Source organism: Kitasatospora sp. NPDC050543 (genome assembly GCF_044457565.1).
Lineage (GTDB): Bacteria > Actinomycetota > Actinomycetes > Streptomycetales > Streptomycetaceae > Kitasatospora.
In genome coordinates, this window is sequence record NZ_JBITGZ010000013.1 from 61,241 (window position 1) to 78,840 (window position 17,600).

Annotated in this window: 16 protein-coding genes and 2 riboswitches; of the genes, 7 read left to right on the plus strand and 9 right to left on the minus strand. The window is 71.5% G+C overall.

Translation table 11 applies throughout. The features are described 5' to 3' along the window. Nucleotides 1-5: 5 nt before the first annotated feature. The 5 genes from ACIBH3_RS17980 to ACIBH3_RS18000 all read right to left on the minus strand — a co-directional run bounded on the left by ACIBH3_RS17980 (nt 6) and on the right by ACIBH3_RS18000 (nt 6,176). Nucleotides 6-1,070, minus strand: coding sequence for an NlpC/P60 family protein (locus ACIBH3_RS17980; protein WP_396312940.1), 1,065 nt, complete (start codon nt 1,068-1,070; stop codon nt 6-8). Between the two features lie 223 nt (nt 1,071-1,293). Further along, nucleotides 1,294-2,397, minus strand: coding sequence for an NlpC/P60 family protein (locus ACIBH3_RS17985; protein WP_396312941.1), 1,104 nt, complete (start codon nt 2,395-2,397; stop codon nt 1,294-1,296). 61 nt (nt 2,398-2,458) lie between these two features. Then, nucleotides 2,459-2,613, minus strand: a riboswitch (cyclic di-AMP (ydaO/yuaA leader). A gap of 387 nt (nt 2,614-3,000) precedes the next feature. Next, nucleotides 3,001-4,041, minus strand: a complete 1,041-nt coding sequence (locus ACIBH3_RS17990; protein ID WP_396312942.1) for an NlpC/P60 family protein — start codon at nt 4,039-4,041, stop codon at nt 3,001-3,003. Between the two features lie 226 nt (nt 4,042-4,267). Then, nucleotides 4,268-5,668, minus strand: coding sequence for an NYN domain-containing protein (locus tag ACIBH3_RS17995; RefSeq protein WP_396313068.1), 1,401 nt, complete (start codon nt 5,666-5,668; stop codon nt 4,268-4,270). 241 nt (nt 5,669-5,909) lie between these two features. Next, a complete protein-coding gene (locus ACIBH3_RS18000; protein WP_396312943.1) occupies nt 5,910-6,176 on the minus strand; it encodes a hypothetical protein in 267 nt (88 codons plus the stop codon). A 205-nt stretch (nt 6,177-6,381) separates the two neighbouring features. Here ACIBH3_RS18000 and ACIBH3_RS18005 point away from each other — a divergent pair, with 205 nt between their 5' ends. Next, entirely contained in the window at nt 6,382-7,164 is a 783-nt protein-coding gene (locus ACIBH3_RS18005) for a rhomboid family intramembrane serine protease (RefSeq protein WP_396312944.1), read from the plus strand. Between the two features lie 90 nt (nt 7,165-7,254). Then, the gene (locus ACIBH3_RS18010; RefSeq protein ID WP_396312945.1) at nt 7,255-7,536 is read left to right on the plus strand and encodes an Lrp/AsnC family transcriptional regulator; all 282 of its coding nucleotides are present in this window, start codon (nt 7,255-7,257) and stop codon (nt 7,534-7,536) included. Between the two features lie 41 nt (nt 7,537-7,577). On the opposite strand, the gene ACIBH3_RS18015 is transcribed toward ACIBH3_RS18010, so the two are convergent. The 3 genes from ACIBH3_RS18015 to ACIBH3_RS18025 all read right to left on the minus strand — a co-directional run bounded on the left by ACIBH3_RS18015 (nt 7,578) and on the right by ACIBH3_RS18025 (nt 10,962). Beyond that, the gene (locus ACIBH3_RS18015; protein ID WP_396312946.1) at nt 7,578-8,957 is read right to left on the minus strand and encodes an aminotransferase class V-fold PLP-dependent enzyme; all 1,380 of its coding nucleotides are present in this window, start codon (nt 8,955-8,957) and stop codon (nt 7,578-7,580) included. Between the two features lie 50 nt (nt 8,958-9,007). Continuing rightward, nucleotides 9,008-9,125: riboswitch (SAM riboswitch) on the minus strand. A gap of 158 nt (nt 9,126-9,283) precedes the next feature. Further along, nucleotides 9,284-10,360 carry an anthranilate phosphoribosyltransferase gene (gene trpD / locus ACIBH3_RS18020; protein WP_396312947.1) on the minus strand — a complete coding sequence of 359 codons (1,077 nt, stop codon included), beginning with the start codon at nt 10,358-10,360 and terminating at the stop codon, nt 9,284-9,286. 176 nt (nt 10,361-10,536) lie between these two features. Continuing rightward, complete coding sequence (locus ACIBH3_RS18025; RefSeq protein ID WP_396312948.1) at nt 10,537-10,962, minus strand: hypothetical protein; 426 nt, start codon at nt 10,960-10,962, stop codon at nt 10,537-10,539. Between the two features lie 402 nt (nt 10,963-11,364). Here ACIBH3_RS18025 and ACIBH3_RS18030 point away from each other — a divergent pair, with 402 nt between their 5' ends. The 5 genes from ACIBH3_RS18030 (at nt 11,365) to ACIBH3_RS18050 (ending at nt 16,228) form a co-directional block, all read left to right on the plus strand. After that, on the plus strand, nt 11,365-11,985 hold the full coding sequence (locus ACIBH3_RS18030) for a heme-copper oxidase subunit III (RefSeq protein ID WP_396312949.1): 621 nt from the start codon (nt 11,365-11,367) through the stop codon (nt 11,983-11,985). Between the two features lie 186 nt (nt 11,986-12,171). Then, nucleotides 12,172-12,978 (plus strand): c-type cytochrome, encoded by an 807-nt coding sequence (locus tag ACIBH3_RS18035; protein ID WP_396312950.1) that lies wholly within the window; start codon nt 12,172-12,174, stop codon nt 12,976-12,978. An 8-nt stretch (nt 12,979-12,986) separates the two neighbouring features. After that, complete coding sequence (locus ACIBH3_RS18040) at nt 12,987-14,042, plus strand: Rieske 2Fe-2S domain-containing protein (RefSeq protein ID WP_396312951.1); 1,056 nt, start codon at nt 12,987-12,989, stop codon at nt 14,040-14,042. After that, nucleotides 14,039-15,697 (plus strand): cytochrome bc complex cytochrome b subunit, encoded by a 1,659-nt coding sequence (locus ACIBH3_RS18045; protein WP_396312952.1) that lies wholly within the window; start codon nt 14,039-14,041, stop codon nt 15,695-15,697. The genes ACIBH3_RS18040 and ACIBH3_RS18045 overlap by 4 nt, the downstream gene beginning before the upstream one ends. A gap of 156 nt (nt 15,698-15,853) precedes the next feature. After that, nucleotides 15,854-16,228: a GntR family transcriptional regulator gene (locus ACIBH3_RS18050; protein WP_396312953.1), complete on the plus strand. Its 375-nt coding sequence runs from the start codon at nt 15,854-15,856 to the stop codon at nt 16,226-16,228. 88 nt (nt 16,229-16,316) lie between these two features. Here the strand turns inward: ACIBH3_RS18050 and ACIBH3_RS18055 are convergent, their stop codons facing one another. Continuing rightward, a complete protein-coding gene (locus ACIBH3_RS18055) occupies nt 16,317-17,582 on the minus strand; it encodes an Ig-like domain-containing protein (RefSeq protein ID WP_396312954.1) in 1,266 nt (421 codons plus the stop codon). Between the last annotated feature and the right edge of the window lie 18 nt (nt 17,583-17,600).

Sequence of the window (17,600 nt, forward strand, 5' to 3'; positions counted from 1 at the left end):
ACGGCTCAGAGCCGGACCACCCCCGAGACGGGCATCGCGTTGACGCTCTCGTACCGCACCCGGGCGCCCGGGTAGGGGGCGTGCACGACCACACCGCCGCCGGCGTACATACCGACGTGGTGCATGTCCTTGTAGAAGATCACCAGGTCTCCGGGTCGGGCGTCGGCGAGGCTGACCCGCTGCCCGGCGTACGCCTGGGCCTGCGAGGTCCGCGGCAGGGTCACTCCGGCCTGCCGCCAGCTGTAGTACATCAGACCGGAGCAGTCGAAGGTGCGCGGCCCGGTGGCGCCGTAGACGTACGCGGAGCCGATCTTGCTGACGGCTGCGGCCAGCGCGTCGGCGGCCCGGTCGGATGCGGGCGGGACGGTGCCGAGGTCGAGCCGGTCGGTGCCCCTGGTGGCCCGCTGCTCGGCCTCCCTGGCGTCCTGGGCGACCATCCTGGCCCGCTCGGTGGCGCCGAGGCTGTTGAGCAGCTTCTGTGCCTCGTTCAGCCGCTGCTGGATCTGCTGCTTGTTCTCGGCGAGCGAGCGCCGGGCCTCCTCCAGGTCGGCGAGCTTGGCCGAGGTCTCGGCCCGGCGCTGGTCCAGGCGGCGCTGACGCTCGACCACCTCGCGCAGGGTCTCGTGCTCGCGCTCGGCGACCTGATCGAGGCTGCGGGCCCGGGCGAGATAGCCCTCGGGATCGGAGGCCAGCATCAGCTGGACGGCCGGCTCGATCCCGCCGGAGCGGTACTCGGCGGCGGCGACGGTGGCGAGTTCGCCGCGCAGCCGGTTCAGCTCGTCCTGGGCGAGGGCCACCTGCCCCTGGAGCGAGCCGGTCTCGCTCTGCAACCGGTGCTGGTACTCCTGGGCCGCGTTGAACCTCTCCGAGGCCTGCTCGGCCTCCTCGTAGAGCTGCTCGACCTGCGCCTTGACGTCCCGCTTGCTCGGCGGGTCGGCGGGCGAGCCGGGGAGGGCCTGGGCACTGCCACCCGCCGTCACGGCCAGCGCGGTGGTGGCGGCCGCGGTGAGCACCAGCGCACGGGCGAGCGGGTGCGCACCTGGCAGTTGGGTTCGGCGGTGCATCGCCATGCGGCGGCGGCTCCATTCCTGCGGCCCGCCCCGCCACCGCCCCGGGTGGGCGGCCGTACGAGCGGGGTCAGGTGGCAGACGTTAGCGAGTCCGGGCGATCGAGTCCAAACCCCTCCCAACACGAATATTTGACCCAATATCGGACAAGCGGTCGACTGTAGTCCCAAAGCGGCAGGCCCGGCCTCCGAGTGGAGACCGGGCCCGCGAGGTGCCTACCGGGGCGTCAGACGCGCACGATGGCCGAGATCGACATCATCGTGGCGGTCTCGTAGCGCACGACCGTGCCGGTGCGCGGGGCGTGGATGACCTGGCCACCGCCCACGTACAGGGCGACGTGGCTGCCACCGTTGTAGATGATCAGGTCGCCGGGCTGGGCGTTGGCGATGTTGGTGCCGACCCGGGTGCCCGCATTGGCCTGCTCCTGCGAGGTGCGCGGCAGCGAGACACCCGCCTGGGCGTACGCCCAGCCGGTGAGGCCGGAGCAGTCGAAGGTGCTCGGCCCGGTGGAGCCGTACTTGTACGGGGAGCCGAGCTTGGACTCCGCGGCCGCGATGGCCGCGGCGGCGCGCGAGCCGGCCTGGGCGGTGCTCGGCGCCGGAGCGGAGGCGGCGGGAGCCTTGGCCGCGGGGGCCGAGGTGTCCTGCTTGGCACTCATGTCGGTGCGGGCGGCGTCGCGCGAGGCCCGGTCGGCCTCGGCCTTCGCGGCAGCCTTGGCGGCTTCGGCCTTGGCCTTCGCCTCGGCGGCGGCCTTGGCCTCGGCGGCGCGCAGCGCCTCGCGCTCCTGCTCGGTCAGCGTGTTGAGGAGCTCCTGGGCCTTGGCGAGCTTGCTCTGGATCTCCTCCTTGCTCGCCCTGAGCTGCTGGGTGGTGCCGTCCAGCTCGGCGAGCTTGGCCTGCGCCTCGCCCTTGTCCTGGTCGAGCTTGCGCTGCTGCTCCTGGAGCTGCTTCAGGGCGTCGCTCTGCGAGCTGCCGACCTGGTTGAGCGAGCCGGCCTGGTTCAGGAAGTTGTCCGGGCTGGTGGAGAGCATCAGCTGGACGGTCGGCGAGATGCCGCCGTTGCGGTACTGCTCGGCCGCGAGCTCGGCCAGGCCGCCCTGGAGCTCGGTCACCTCGGACTGCTGACGGGCCACCTTGTCCTGGAGCTCGCCGACCTGCTTCTGCAGTTCCTGCTGCTTGACCTGCGCACCGTTGTACTTGTCGGTGGCGACCTCGGCCTGCTCGTTGAGCTGGTCGACCTGCTCCTTGACCTGGTCCTTGGTGGGCGTCGGGTCGGCGTGCGCACCGGACTGCGCGGAGATCGCGACGGCGGCGGCAGCGGCCGCGGTCATGATCGACACACGGGTGCGACTGGCAGGCTTGGGACGACGATGGGACGCCACGAAGGCGGGCTCCTTCTTCCTACGTCCGCCTACCGGGTGAGCTGACGGGTTCGGGCTGGAAGAGACGCCCTACGACGCCTCACCGTCCGCTCCCGCGGCCGGCCTGGCGCCGATTCACCCCGAGGAACATGGTTCCCCGGCTCCGGTCCACAGCACCCCCGCAGGGGCTTCCCCGTAGGGCAGGCGAGCTGCCCCGCTGCTTCACGGACTCGGCGGTAACCCCCGCCGCCACCCGGGATGGGTGATCGACTGTGCGGTGGTTCAGGGCCTGACCCTAGTAACGAAACCGTGATCCGTTCAAATCCTTGTCAGTAAAAAGTCTGAATGACGCCGTAGCATTCCGGGGAATCTGACCATGTGTGATCACGCACCCACTCAGAGCTGACTGATTCTCACCATGTGGCCACCGACACCCGACCGGGGTGACCCAGATCACAGTGCCCCGACTCCGGGGGCCGGGCGTGTCGGAAGACCGGGATGACCGGTGATGTGGCGAGCAGGCAGCAAATGTCCGGATTGGACGAGTTGCTGGCGGAAGGTCAGGGCGGGCGGTCAGACCCGGCGGATGCTGTTGATCTGCATCGCGTCCGCCTTCATCACCTTGACCACGTCACCGGTGTGCGGCGCGTGCACCACCAGACCGTTGCCGATGTACATACCGACGTGGCTGCGGTCCGGGCGGTAGATGATCAGGTCGCCCGGCTGGGCCTCGGCCAGCGAGGGCACCCGGGCGCCGACGTTGCCCTGCGCCTGCGAGGTCCGCGGCAGCGAGACACCCGCCTGCGAGTACGCCCACACCATCAGGCCGGAGCAGTCGAAGGTGCTCGGCCCGGTGGCGCCCCAGACGTACGGGGAGCCCTGCTTGCTCATCGCCTTGGCGACGGCCGTCCCGGCGTAGCCGGCGGCCTGCGGCAGGGCCGTCAGGTCGGCGCGGGTGGAGTCGCGCGAGGCGCGGTCCTGCTGCTGCTGGGCCTGCTGCAACGCGGCCCGGTCGGCGGCGCTGAGCGAGTTCAGCAGCGCCTGGGCGTCCTTCAGCTTCGTGTTGACGTCGGTCTTGGCCTGGTTCAGCTCCTTGGTGGTGCTGTCCAGGGTGGCCAGTACGGCGGCCGCCTCGATCTTCTGCTGGTCCAGGCGGCGCTGCTGGTCCTGAAGGCCCTTGAGCGCGTCGGTCTGGGTCGTGGTGGCCTGCTGGACGCTGGAGGCCTTCTGCAGGTAGCCGTCCGGGTCCGAGGCCAGCATCAGCTGGACGGAGGGGTCGATGCCGCCGGTGCGGTACTGCTCCGCCGCGACCTCGGCCAGGCCCACCTGAAGCTGGGTCATCTGGTCCTGACTGCGGGCCACCTGGTCCTGGAGCTGGTCCGACTGCTTGCGCAGCTGGTCCGCCCGCTCCTTGGCGCCGTTGTACTTCTCCGCCGCCTGCTCCTGCTCCTCGTTCAGCTGGTCGATCTGGGCCTTGACCTCCTCCTTCTTGGAGGGGTTCGGCGCAGCGTGGGCACTGACCTGGGCGGAGAGGGCGACCGCGGTCGCTGCGGCAGCGGTGAGCACGGTCACCCGTGCACGGCTCGGCTGCTTCGGACGGCGGTGGGAGGCCAAGGGACCGGCTCCTTCTTCCTGCGGGCTCGCCCGATCGGGTGAGTATCCGGAAAATAGGTTTGACGCCAGACCCTAGTGAAGATCACAGCATTCCGCCACTCCCCTCCGGGCACCAGGTTGACGCCGAAACCCCGAATTCACGCGATCCACACAGCGCCGTCATCCGTCCGCCAACGAGCCCGTGACCATGCGGACCCCACGCCGCCGACCGGGTGTCAACCGGCCCTCAGGGCCGGGCCAGCCGGTTGAGCAGCAGAATCGACGCCACCGGCCGCGCCCCGGCCTTGCGTACGCCGTCGGCGACCTCCCGGTCGGTGGAGACCACCACCACCGGCCGCCCCTGCGGCTCGGCCCGCACCAAACGCCGGATCAGTTCGTCCGCGGTCTCCCCCGTACGGCTGAACCGCACCCGCACCCCACGCGGCGGCGCCATGATCACCGGGACGTCCAGGTCCTGCCCGTCGAAGACACAGGTGACCTCCGCCTGGGTCCGCTGGGCCAGCATCGCCAGGCCCCCCAGCAGCCTGATCCGCTGCTGCTCCAGCGGCAGCGCCGGATAGCCGGTCTTGGTGACGTTGTAGCCGTCCACCACCAGGTGCACCTGCGGGATCGCCAGCAGCTGGTCCAGCAGCGCCGGGTCGTCCTCCGCCAGCGCCCGCCTGGCCACGTCGTGCGGCGAGGCCGAGCCCGGCACCACCGCCTCCACCAGGTCCGCCGGGTGGAGCTGAGTCACCGGCAGGGCCAGCTCACGCTGCAGCCCCTGGGCCGACTGCAGGACGGTGTCCAGCAGCAGCCGCAACCGCATGTCCTCCACGCTGCGACCCTCACGGGCCGAGCGCCGGCCCTGCTCGACGGCCGTCTCCAGCTCCGAGACCCGGTGCCTGAGCCGGCGGGCCTCCGCCTCCGCGGCGCTGCGCTCGACGGCCGCCGCCGAGCGCGCCGCCTCCAGCTCGCCGGTCAGCTTGCGCGCCTGCGCCTGCGCCCGGCGGGTGTCACTCTCCAGCGAACGCACCTTCTTGCGCAGCGATTCGGCCTCCTTGCGCACCCCCTCGGCCTCGGCCCGCTGCCGTTCGAGATCCGCCCGCGCGGAGGCCCGTAGCTCGGCCAGCTCCTGCTGGAGCTTCTCGGCCAGCCGGGTCGCCTCGGCGGCGGCGCCCTCCACCCCGGCCCGCTCGGCCTGCTCCCCGGCCTCGGCCACCAGCCTGGTCCAGCCCGGCTGGCGCAGCAGGTACGCGGCGGCGGCGACGTCCATCGGGTCGGCCGCGCTCGGCACGCTCCCGGCCTCCAGGGCCTTCACCAGGTCGGGCTGACCCAGCCGCAGCCGGTCCGCTATACGGAGCCGGAACGCCGGCTCGGACTCCAGCGCGGCGGCCAGCGCGGTGGCCGCGTACTTGGCCCGCCGGGCCGGCGTGAACTTGGCGTACTGACGCAGGGACTGCGGGAGTTCGGCCGCGGGCAGCCCGCCGAGCGCGTCGGCGGCGATGCCCACCACCCGACGGCGTACACCCTCCGGCAGCGGCCGGTCCAGCTGTTCGGCCGGCCGGCCCTCCTCGCCGGCGTCCGGCGCGGCCGAGGTCTGCTCTCCGGCCGGGGCGGCCCCGACCGCGTCCGGGGCCTGCCCGTCCACAGCGGGCGGCTGCCCCTGCGGTCCGGCGGGCTCCCTCGCTGCGTCGTCCACCACGTCCTCGGCTCCGATCCTGTTCTGCGGGGTGCTCACGGCCTACTGCCGCTGCCCTGAAACCCACCGCTCTCTGCAATTGTCCCGTGTACCGTGCCCCACCCCGCGCCACGCCACACACCCGCGGACCGGGGCCACCGCGGCGCGCACACCACGCACGGGGCCCCGGTACCCGCGCGGGACGGCGCTCTCAGCCCTGCTCGGCGCCGTCGGCCTGCGCGGCCTCGGCCCCGGGCCTGTCCACCAGCTCCACCTGGTCCACCGCGTTGCACCAGCGGCAGCGCACCGACTCGACGCTCTCGCTGAGCACCTCGGTCTCCTCCACCTTGGACTCGCCGGCCAGGTCGAAGTGCAGGAAGTCGATCACCCGTGCGGTCCGGGTGACATCGAAGCGGGTCAGGTTGCCGCACAGGGTGCAGCGCCAGCGGGTCTCAGCGGTAAGGGCGGGGACGGTCATCGAAGGTCCTCTCGGGCGGTTCCCTGATCCGGTCGGGAGGCGCTCCCCCCGGACCCCGGCATCGGCGGCGGGAGGCGGGAATGCCCGCGCCAAGCCTATTGCCTGGTCCCCGGCCGCCGGCCACCGGTACAGAACTCCCCCGCCGGGTAACCCACTCGCAGTACGCTCCGGTGTCGCCGGCGCCCCGCCGAGGAATGCTCCCCGCATGGCGCTCCCGGTCCTCGACCGCACCGGTACGCAGGACGGCCGCCCCGCCGCACCCCTGCCGATGGTCTGCTACGCCCTGATCGCCCTCAACGCCCTGGTCTTCCTGCTCGGCCCGGCGGCCGGCCTCAACCCGCTGTACGGCACCGGCCAGGCCCGCATCTGCGCCGAGCAGCGCTACGAGCAGCGCTGGGGCGTCATCCCCGCCGAGCTGCTCGACCAGCACCCGCTGACCGCCGACCGGCTGGCCGCCACCGAACCGCCGGCGCCCGGCTGCCCGCTCTCCGCCACCCCCGGCAAGATCCCCGCACTGTCGGTGCTCAGCTCGCTCTTCCTGCACGGCGGCTGGCTGCACCTGCTGGGCAACCTGCTCTTCCTCTACGTCTTCGGCGCCGGCGTCGAAGGGCGGCTGGGCCGGGTGCGGTTCCTCCTCTTCTACCTCGCCGCCGGCAGCCTCGCCACCTACGGCTACGCACTGGCCGAGGTGGGGTCCGCCGAGTCCACCCGGGTCCTGATCGGGGCCTCGGGCGCGATCGCCGCCGTCCTCGGCGGGTACCTGCGGCTCTACCCGAGGGCCCGGGTCACCACGCTCGTCCCGCTGCTGCTCTTCCTGCCGCTGCGATTCCCCGCCTGGCTGGTCCTGGGGCTCTGGTTCGCCCTCCAGTGGTGGGCCGTCCGCTCCGCCGGCCCCGGCGTGGCCTACCTGGTGCACGTCATCGGCTTCACGGTGGGCTTCCTGGTCGCCTGGACGGCCTACGCCCGGCCCCCGAGACGCGCCGACTGACGAGTACTACGCTGGCGGCACCCCGCCACCCGTCGCCGGCCACCGTCAAGGGGGCGCAGCTGTGCGACACGCACTTCCAGGAGCTGAAGAGTGATCACCGCCATCGTCCTGATCAAGACCAGTGTCGACCGCATCCCGGAGATCGCCGAGGCGATCGCGTCCATCGACGGCGTCAGCGAGGTCTACTCGGTGACGGGCGGCTACGACCTGGTGGCGATGGTCCGGGTGCGCAAGCACGACGACCTCGCCGAGGTGATCCCCGGCCGGCTGAACAAGGTCCCGGGCGTGGCGCACACCGAGACCCAGATCGCCTTCCGCACCTACTCCCAGCACGACCTCGAAGCCGCCTTCGCCCTCGGCCTCGACGAGTAGGGCCGGCCCCCGCCACGGCTCCGTGAGCCGAGCCCCGGAAATCAGGCGGGCCGAGCCCCGGAAACCGCTGTATCGGCGACGCAGCGGCCGCCCTCGTTGCGGTAGGTCCACGCCGCGCCGTCCGTGACCAGCTCGCGGACGGCGCGCAGGAAGCGCTCCAGGTGCTCGTCGGGGGTGCCGGCGCCGAAGCTGACCCGGATCGCGTTCAGGCTGCGCTCGCCGGGCAGCGACGGCTCGGGCGCGCCGCACTCGGAGGGTGTGGCCTCCTCGCCGCCCAGCAGGGTGCGCACCAGCGGGTGGGCGCAGAACAGCCCGTCGCGTACGCCGATCCCGTACTCGGCGGAGAGCGCCGCCGAGAAGTGCGAGCTGTTCCAGCCCTGCACCACGAAGGAGAGCACGCCGACCCGGGCGGAGTCGGCGCCGAACAGGCTGAGCTCCTTGACCTCGGGGATGTCGGCGAGCCCGGCCTTGAGGCGGGCGATCAGCTGCTGCTCGCGGGCCTCCAGGGCGTCGAAGCCGGCCTCGCTCAGGGCCCGGCAGGCCGAGGCCAGCGCGTAGGCGCCGATCACGTTCGGCGAGCCGGCCTCGTGCCGGGCCGGGCCGTGGTTCCACTCGACCGCGACCGAGCCGTCGGCCTCGCGGGCGACGGTCCGGGTGGCGCCGCCGCCGGCCAGGTAGGGCTCGGCGGCGTCCAGCCAGTCGCTGCGGCCGGCGAGGACGCCCGCGCCGAAGGGGGCGTACAGCTTGTGTCCGGAGAAGGCGACCCAGTCCACGCCGAGCTCGCGCACCGAGACCCGGTGGTGCGGGGCGAGCTGGGCGGCGTCCAGGACGACCCGGGCGCCGTGGCGGTGGGCGGCCTCGGTGAGTTCGGCGACCGGCCACAGCTCGCCGGTGACGTTGGACGCGCCGGTGACGCAGAACAGCTTGGGGCCCTCGGGGGCACCCGCGAGCGCCTCCTCCAGCGCCGCGACGGCCTCGGCGTGCGAGCGCGGGGCCCGCAGGAAGTCGACCGTCAGTCCGGTACGGCGCCAGGGCAGCAGTGAGGCGTGGTGCTCGGTCTCGAAGACGAGGACCCGGGTGCCGGGCGGCAGGGCGCTCGCCAGCAGGTTGAGCGAGTCGGTGGTGGCGCGGGTGAAGACCACCTGGTCGTCCTCGCGCAGGTCGAGGAACTCCTCGACGGTGCGCCGGCTCTGCTCGAACAGGTCGGTGGAGAGCTGGGAGAGGTAGCCGGCCCCGCGGTGCACGCTGCCGTAGTAGGGGGCGTACGCGGCGACGTCGTCCCAGACCCGCTGGAGCGCCGGGGAGCTGGCGGCGTAGTCGAGCGCGGCGTAGGTGACCTTCTCGCCGCTGACGAGCGGGACCTGGACGTCGTGTCCGAGGACGGCGAGCGGGGCGCAGAGGTCGGTCGAGATCACGGACATGGGGATGCACTCCTCTGAGGTCAGGACCCCGGGAGTGCTGGTATGCCGGTGGTCCGCGCTTGCCACGCGGACGGTTCGCCACGTGACCCGGTCCTCACCCAGGGCACCCCGCCACGGACGGAGGGTTGCCGGACAGCAAGCTGGGGCTTGTCGCTGTCACTCATGACCTGGCGAAGACTCTAGACACGCGTGCGCGAAGCGGTCAAACGGCATTCCGGCATTCGGACGCTCCGACACTCGGACACTCGGACGCGCGAGAGGCCCGCGGAGTGCTCCACGGGCCTCTGACGGTACGTCGACGGCGGCGTCGGCCACCGCCCGACAGCTCAGGCGCGGCTGGTCGCCTCCGCCCAGTGCTTCAGTACGGACTGCGCGGCGCCGGAGTCGATCGCGGCCGCGGCCCGCTCGATGCCCGCCGCGAGCTGCTCCGCCAGCGGCGCGTCGGTGAGGTCCAGCGCGACCAGCGCGGCGGCGGTGTTGAGCAGCACGGCGTCGCGCACCGGGCCCCGCTCGCCGGCGATCAGGCGGCGGGCGACATCGGCGTTGTAGGCGGCGTCGGCCCCGCGCAGGGCCTCGATGCCGACCAGCTCGATGCCGACCTCACGCGGGTCGAAGGAGGTCTCGGTGACGGCGCCGTCGCGCACCACCCAGACCCGCGAGGTGGTGGAGATGGTCAGCTCGTCCAGGCCGTCGTCACCCCTGAACACGAGTGCGGTGGAGCCGCGGCGGGCGAGCACGCCGGCGATCAACCCGGCGAGCCGGGTGTCGAAGCAGCCGACGGCGTGCGCGGTGACGCGGGCCGGGTTGGTCAGCGGGCCGAGGATGTTGAAGGCGGTGGGCACGCCGAGGTCGCGCCGGGCCGGGGCGGCGTGCCGCATCGCGGGGTGGAACTTCGCCGCGAAGCAGAAGGTCAGGCCGACCTCCTCGGCGACCTCCGCCACCCGCCGGGCGGAGAGGTCCAGGGCGATGCCCAGCTTCTCCAGCACGTCGGAGGAGCCGCTGGCCGAGGAGGAGGCCCGGTTGCCGTGCTTGACCACCTTGGCGCCGGCGGCCGCCGCGACGATCGCCGACATGGTGGAGATGTTCACGGTCTTGGCCCGGTCACCGCCCGTGCCGACGACGTCCACCGCCGGGCCGGGGATGTGCAGCGGCTCGGCGTGCGCGTACATGGCCTCGACCAGGCCGGAGATCTCGTCGACCGTCTCGCCCTTGGCCCGCAGCGCGACCACGAAACCGGCCACCTGGACGGGGGTGGCCTCGCCGCTCATGATCCGGTCCATCGCCCAGGCGGTGTCGCCCTGGGTCAGGTCCTCGCCCTTCAGCAGCGCCGACAGGAGATCCGGCCAGGTGCGGACCACCTGCGCGGGGTCGTTGCCGCCGTTCGCAGGGTTCACGTTCACCATGGCTGACTCCAGCTCTCGAATCGGTTCACCGACAGGGATGGAGTCAGCCTATCCAGCGGTGCGCGGCCCGAGGGCGGTCCTCTCCCCTACTTCTCTAGTACTGAGACGCGCACCGGCCCGGGCACGCCCCGTACAGGGGAGAGGACGCGGCGTGGACGGCCGCCGCCGGCCCGCCCTCAGTGGGTGGCGGGTGTCCGCCCCGCGATCCGGCCCCGGAGCAGGGCCGCGACGGCCTCGGCCAGCGCCACCGGGTCCACGGGGTGGGAGATCGCGGCGTCGGCCCGGCTCCAGGCCGCCAGCCAGGAGTCCTGCGGACGGCCGATCAGCACCAGCACGGGTGGGCAGCCGTAGATCTCGTCCTTGAGCTGGCGGGCCAGGCCCAGCCCGCCGGCCGGCACCGCCTCGCCGTCCAGGATGCAGAGGTCCACGCCGCCCTTCTCCAACGCCCGGAGTACGGCGGGTGTGGTCGCGCACTCCAGATAGCGCAGCTCGGGCAGATCCTCGGCCGGGCGCCGGCCGAGGGCCGTCAGCACCTGCTCGCGGGTGTTGCGGTCATCGCTGTAGACGAGGACGGTGAGCGTCTCGTCGGTCGTGTGCGCCATGGGCCCTGCTCCCTCAGATGTGATCCGGACCACGTCCACCACCTCCGGATGCTACTCCCGATCACTGCGCGCGGTGGCCCTACGGCGCGATCTCGCTCAAGCCGCCGCGCTGGGCCCTCACCCGCCCGGAGGACAGCACGTCACCCTCGCGCGCACAGACCACCCGTACGGCCGACCCGCTAGCCCATCGCGGACCCCGGCCGGCGGTGCGACACGCAGGGCAAAGGAGTGCTCAGGGCGGCGCACGCGGGCTGGGGCACCCCAAAGAACCGTCAGAAAACGGACATAGCCGCGCCGACCCGCCCGCCGGGCGCCCTCTCGGCCCTCAACAGGGCATACCGCACGCACCGGACACTCCGAGGGACACCCCCCGGCGTGAAGACGGAATAAGGGACCGACATAATGTCCGTCGTGGCGACAGCAACAGCAGTAGAAACCGGGCACGCGCACGGATCGGTCAACCGGCCGAACATGGTCAGCGTCGGAACGATCGTCTGGCTGAGTTCCGAGTTGATGTTCTTCGCGGCCCTCTTCGCGATGTACTTCACGCTCCGCTCCGTCAAGGGGCCGGAGTTCTGGGCCGAGAAGGCGCACGCCCTGAACGTGCCCTTCTCGTCCGTCAACACCACGATCCTGGTGCTCTCCTCACTCACCTGCCAGCTCGGCGTGTTCGCCGCCGAGCGCGGGGACGTGAAGAAGCTCCGCTCGTGGTTCATCATCACCTTCGTGATGGGCGCGATCTTCATCGGCGGGCAGATCTTCGAGTACACCGAGCTGGTCAAGACGGACGGCCTGACGCTGTCCTCCGACCCGTACGGCACGGTGTTCTACCTGACCACCGGCTTCCACGGTATGCACGTGACGGGTGGTCTGATCGCCTTCCTGCTGGTCCTGGGACGGACGTACGCGGCCAAGCGCTTCACTCACGAGCAGGCCACGGCCGCGATCGTGGTGTCGTACTACTGGCACTTCGTCGACGTCGTCTGGATCGGCCTGTTCGCGACCATCTACCTGATCAAGTAACCAGCTGATCAGGTCGCTGGCCGCCGGCCAGGGGGGCGCCCTCACCTGCGTCGCCCTTCAGCCGGTGACGACGCACCCAACCGACCGACCGCGCGCGCAGCCCTAGACAGGCGGCCTGCAGTGCCGGCCAGACCGGCCGCCGGGCGCACCCACCAGTCGACCAGATCCTGACACCGGGGTTATTCCGTGAAAAAGCTCTCCGCACGACGGCGCCACCCACTGGCGGCGCTGGTCGTCCTACTTCTCGCCCTGGCGGCCACCGGGGGGCTGTACGCCGCGTTCGCGCCCGCCGAGAAGGCCCAGGCCGACACCACCGCGCAGTCGCTCGCGATCGATGAGGGCAAGAAGCTCTTCGCCGTCGGCTGCTCCTCCTGCCACGGTCTGAACGGCCAGGGCAGCAGCGACGGTCCGAGCCTGGTTGGCGTCGGCTCCGCCTCGGTCGACTTCCAGGTCGCCACCGGCCGCATGCCGGCCCAGCAGCCCGGTGCCCAGGTGCCGGCCAAGAAGAACATCTACAGCCAGGGCGAGATCGACCAGCTGGCCGCCTTCGTGGCCTCGCTCGGCCCCGGCCCGGTGACGCCGACCGAGGAGCAGTACAGCTCGACCAACCCGGACGACGTGTCCAAGGGCGGCGAGCTGTTCCGCACCAACTGCGCTCAGTGCCACAACTTCGCCGGCAAGGGTGGTGCCCTGACCCAGGGCAAGTACGCCCCCTCGCTGGAGGGTGTGGACGCCAAGCACATCTACGAGGCCATGCAGACCGGCCCGCAGAACATGCCGTCGTTCCCGGACACCACCATGCCCGAGGAGCAGAAGAAGCAGATCGTGGCCTTCGTCCGCCACACCAACGATGAGCCCAACCCCGGCGGTCTCGCCCTGGGCAGCCTCGGTCCCGTGACCGAGGGCCTGTTCGGCTGGATCTTCGGCCTCGGCGCACTCATCGCGGTCGCGATCTGGGTCGCCGCCCACACCACCAAGGCCAAGAAGTCATGAGCCACGACATGTCAGAAGAGAAGCTCCCGGAGTCGCACGGCTCCGCTGGGCACAACGAGGTCGCCGTACACGGTGACCCGTTCGCCGACCCGGGCCTGCCGGCCCACGAGCCGCGTCGTACCGACATCGACGAGCGGGCCGCCAAGCGCGCCGAGCACCAGGTCTCGCTGATGTTCGTCGTGTCGATGCTCGCCACCGTGGGGTTCATCGCCTCGTACGTGGCCATCGACCCCGACCGGATCGTCTTCATCTGGCCGCTCGGCAAGGTCAGTGCGCTGAACTTCGCCCTGGGCATGACCCTCGGCGTGGCGCTGTTCTGCATCGGCGCGGGCGCGGTCCACTGGGCCCGCACCCTGATGTCCGACCACGAGCTGCCCGCCGAGCGTCACCCGATCGAGGCCGACGACGAGGTCCGCGCGGACGTCATCGAGCAGTTCAGGACCGGCGCCGCCGAGTCCGGCTTCGGCCGCCGCAAGATGCTCCGCAACACCCTGATCGGCTCGATGGCGCTCGTCCCGCTGTCCGGTGTGGTCCTGCTGCGCGACCTGGGCCCGCTGCCCGAGGACAAGCTCCAGCACACCGGCTGGGACCTCGCGACCCCGGCCAAGCCGATCGCGCTCATCAACATGAACACCGACGAGCGCATGAAGGCCGAGGACATCGCGGTCGGCTCGCTCACCTTCGCCAAGCCCTTCGGGCTGCGGGAGGACGCCGAGGACTTCCAGCAGGCGATCGCCAAGGACGCGCTGATGCTCGTCCGGATCGCGCCGGAGAACATCAAGGACAGCGACTCCCGCGAGCTCGGTTTCGAGGGGATCCTGGCCTACTCCAAGATCTGCACCCACGTCGGCTGCCCGATCAGCCTGTACGAGCAGCAGACCCACCACGCGCTGTGCCCGTGCCACCAGTCGACCTTCGACCTGTCGGACGGCGCCCGCGTGATCTTCGGCCCGGCCGGCCACCCGCTGCCGCAGCTGAAGATCACCACTGACGAAGAGGGCTTCCTGGTCGCCACCGGCGACTTCGCGGAGCCCGTCGGCCCGAGTTTCTGGGAGCGCGCATGAGTGCCGCGAGCAGCGCCACCTCCGGCGCCAACAAGCCGGCCAGCACCCGGGCCAAGCCCGCCAACAAGGCGGAGGCCGCAGCGGACTGGGCGGACGGCCGGCTGGGGATCTACTCCCTCGCCCGGGCCAACCTGCGCAAGATCTTCCCGGACCACTGGTCCTTCATGCTCGGTGAGATCTGCCTCTACACCTTCATCATCATCATCCTGACGGGCGTCTACCTGACGCTCTTCTTCAAGCCCAGCATGGGCGAGGTCGTCTACGACGGCACGTACATGCCGCTGCGCGGGATCCGGATGTCGGAGGCGTACGCCTCCACGATGAACATCAGCTTCGAGATCCGCGGCGGTCTGCTGATCCGTCAGATCCACCACTGGGCCGCGCTGGTCTTCGTCGCCGCGATGCTCGTGCACATGATGCGCGTGTTCTTCACCGGCGCGTTCCGCAAGCCGCGCGAGGTCAACTGGGTCTTCGGCTTCCTGCTGCTGGTCCTCGGCATGTTCGACGGGTTCTTCGGCTACTCGCTCCCCGACGACCTGCTCTCCGGCACCGGTATCCGCTTCATGGAAGGCGCGATCCTCGCCGTCCCGCTGGTGGGCACCTACGTCCAGATGTTCCTGTTCGGCGGCGAGTTCCCCGGCACCGACATCGTGCCGCGGTTCTTCACCATCCACGTGCTGCTCATCCCGGGCATCATGCTGGGCCTGCTGGTGGCGCACCTGATCCTGGTCTTCTACCACAAGCACACCCAGTTCGCGGGCCCCGGCCGCACCGAGAAGAACGTCGTCGGCATGCCGCTGATGCCGGTCTACATGGCCAAGGCCGGTGGCTTCTTCTTCCTGGTGTTCGGTCTGATCGCCGCCATCTCGGCGATCGCCACCATCAACCCGATCTGGGCGTACGGCCCGTACCGCCCCGACCAGGTGTCCACGGACGCCCAGCCGGACTGGTACATGGGCTTCTCCGAGGGTCTGATCCGCGTCATGCCGGGCTGGGAGATCCGGGCCTGGGGCCACACCCTGAACATGGGTGTCTTCGTGCCGCTGATGATCTTCCCGCTGGTGCTGGTCGCGATCGCGGTCTACCCGTTCATCGAGTCCTGGATCACCGGGGACAAGCGCGAGCACCACATCCTGGACCGCCCGCGCAACGCCCCGGTCCGCACCGCCCTCGGTGCGGCCTGGATCAGCGAGTACCTGGTGCTGCTGGTCGGTGGTGGCAACGACCTGTTCGCCACCCACCTGCACCTGTCGATCAACGACATCACGTACTTCGTCCGGGTCGGCTTCTTCGTGGTGCCGGTCCTGGTCTTCGTGATCACCAAGCGCTGGTGCCTCGGCCTCCAGCGCCGCGACAAGGACAAGGTGCTGCACGGTCGCGAGACCGGCGTCATCAAGCGCCTGGCGCACGGTGAGTTCGTCGAGGTGCACGCCCAGCTCCCACAGGACAAGCTGTTCAAGCTCACCGCCCACGAGCAGCCGCAGCCGATCGAGCTGCCGGCCGAGGTGGACGAGAACGGCGTCGCCCGCAAGACCGGGGTCCTGGACCGCACCCGCGCCAAGCTCTCCCAGGGCTTCTACGGCGAGGGGGCCCAGATCCCCAAGCCCACCACCGAGGAGCACCACGAGATCACCAGCGGCCACGGCCACCACTGATCGCGTAGCGAGACTCGCAAGCGGCGAACCCCGCCCGGCACCGCGCCGGGCGGGGTTCGCCGCTTTCGCGCGCTCCCGGCCCTGGACGCGGGGTGGGAGTGCGGCGGCGGCGCGGCAGAATGGGGGTGAGTGAGCGACCACCCGTCAGGAGTCCCTGTGCAGCTGTCCGTAGACAACACCTCCGCCACTCCCCCGTACGAGCAGATCCGCTCGCAGATCGCCGAGCGGGCCCGTAGCGGGGAGCTGCCGACCGGCCTGAAGCTGCCCACCGTACGGGCGCTGGCCGAGCAGCTCGGGCTGGCGGCGAACACCGTGGCGCGTGCGTATCGGGAGCTGGAGGCCGACGGGGTGGTGGAGACCCACGGCCGGCGCGGCACGCTGATCGCGGCCACCGGGGACACCGCCCACCGGCTGGCGGCGGCCGCCGCCGCCGAGTACGCCGAGCGGGTGCTGCGGCTGGGGCTGCCCCCGGCGGACGCGCTGGCCGCCGTGGAGAACGCGGTGCGACTGGCGTACCCGGCCGGCTCCTGACGAGCGACGGCGGCCGGAGCCGGCCGGACGGCCCAGCGGCCGGGGAACGAGCGGCTGCCGGCGGCCACGACCCGCCTGCCGAGCCCGCTCAGAGCTGCGGCAGTAGCACCGCGGCCGAGGCCGCCGCCGATGCGCTGTCCGCCGTGCTGACGGGGCTCCCGGCGGCGCTGTGGCCCAGCCAGTCCGTCCAGGTGACGTTCCAGTCCCCGAAGCCGTTGCCGAACGGCTCCATGCCCACGCCCAGGCTGTTGACCACCTGGACGATGTCCCCGATGCGGGTCTGCTCGTAGAACCACTTGGCGTTCTCGGTGCTCATGCCGGTACAGCCGTGGCTGACGTTGTCCACCCCCTGCGAGCCGACCGACCAGGGCGCCGCGTGCACGTACTCGCCGCTCCAGGTGACCCTGGTCGCCCACTCCACCTGGAGGTCGTAGGACTCCTGGCTGCCGGCGGCTATCCCGATCGTCTCCCCGCTCATCCGGACCACCCGCTCCTGGCCGAGCACCACCTTGATGCCGTTGCGGGTGGAGAAGCCGGGCTTGCCGGTGGTCACGGGTATCGTCCGCACCACCTGGCCGTTGCGGCGCAGGGTCAGCTGGTGGGTGGCCGCGTCCACCACGGACTCGACCCGGTCCCCGGTGCGGAAGGCGAGCGTGGCGGGCGCGCCCCCGTAGAGCCCGTCGGCGATCCGGCTGCCCTCACCGTTGAAGGACAGCTTGACGTTCGCGTTGGCCGGCCAGTACTCCTGCGGACGGAAGTGCAGGTTCTTGCCGTCGACCCAGTACCAGCCGCCCGTCACGGCGGGCTGGGAGACCACCGTCAGGGACTGCTCCACCAGCTTGCGGGCCGCCGGGTCCTTGATCTCCTCGGAGAGCTGGACGGTGAGCGGCTGGCCGACCCCGTAGATGCCGCTGCCGGAGGAGTCCGGGCCGAGCTTGGCGGTGAGCAGACGCTGGGCGGCGACGGTGGTGAAGGAGGAGGTGGTCTCGCCGCGGCCGCCCTTGCCGTCGTCGGCGGCGATCCGCACGGCGTACACGGTGGCGGCCTTCAGCCGGCCGGTGGTGTGCCAGCTGCGCTGGTCGGCGGAGAGTTCGCCGGCGACGAGGTGCCCGTCGGGGCCGCTGACGGTGACGTCGGTGAGCTTGCTGCCCGACCCGGCGGTGACGGTGAACGGCTGGGACGGATCGACCTGGCCGGCGGCCGAGGTGTGCACCAGGGGTGCGGCGTCCACCGGCCGGGAGGACGTGACGCCGTCGTCGGTGCTGCCGCCGGAACAGGCGGCGAGGGGGGTCAGTACAACGAGGGCCAGCGAGATGCCGCTGCCTATGCCTGCTATGCCGCGCCTACCGGGCATGACCGCCTCCGAGGGTTC

Excerpts from the sequence above, each read along its gene's own strand:
- ACIBH3_RS18015 (WP_396312946.1), bottom strand. The coding sequence starts at position 8,957 with ATGTCCGTGATCTCGACCGACCTCTGCGCCCCGCTCGCCGTCCTCGGA.
- ACIBH3_RS18030 (WP_396312949.1), top strand. The coding sequence starts at position 11,365 with ATGTCCGTCGTGGCGACAGCAACAGCAGTAGAAACCGGGCACGCGCAC.
- ACIBH3_RS17980 (WP_396312940.1), bottom strand. The coding sequence starts at position 1,070 with ATGGCGATGCACCGCCGAACCCAACTGCCAGGTGCGCACCCGCTCGCC.
- ACIBH3_RS18055 (WP_396312954.1), bottom strand. The coding sequence starts at position 17,582 with ATGCCCGGTAGGCGCGGCATAGCAGGCATAGGCAGCGGCATCTCGCTG.
- ACIBH3_RS18025 (WP_396312948.1), bottom strand. The coding sequence starts at position 10,962 with ATGGCGCACACGACCGACGAGACGCTCACCGTCCTCGTCTACAGCGAT.
- ACIBH3_RS18005 (WP_396312944.1), top strand. The coding sequence starts at position 6,382 with ATGGCGCTCCCGGTCCTCGACCGCACCGGTACGCAGGACGGCCGCCCC.
- trpD (WP_396312947.1), bottom strand. The coding sequence starts at position 10,360 with ATGGTGAACGTGAACCCTGCGAACGGCGGCAACGACCCCGCGCAGGTG.
- ACIBH3_RS18040 (WP_396312951.1), top strand. The coding sequence starts at position 12,987 with ATGTCAGAAGAGAAGCTCCCGGAGTCGCACGGCTCCGCTGGGCACAAC.
- ACIBH3_RS18000 (WP_396312943.1), bottom strand. The coding sequence starts at position 6,176 with ATGACCGTCCCCGCCCTTACCGCTGAGACCCGCTGGCGCTGCACCCTG.
- ACIBH3_RS18045 (WP_396312952.1), top strand. The coding sequence starts at position 14,039 with ATGAGTGCCGCGAGCAGCGCCACCTCCGGCGCCAACAAGCCGGCCAGC.
- ACIBH3_RS17985 (WP_396312941.1), bottom strand. The coding sequence starts at position 2,397 with ATGACCGCGGCCGCTGCCGCCGCCGTCGCGATCTCCGCGCAGTCCGGT.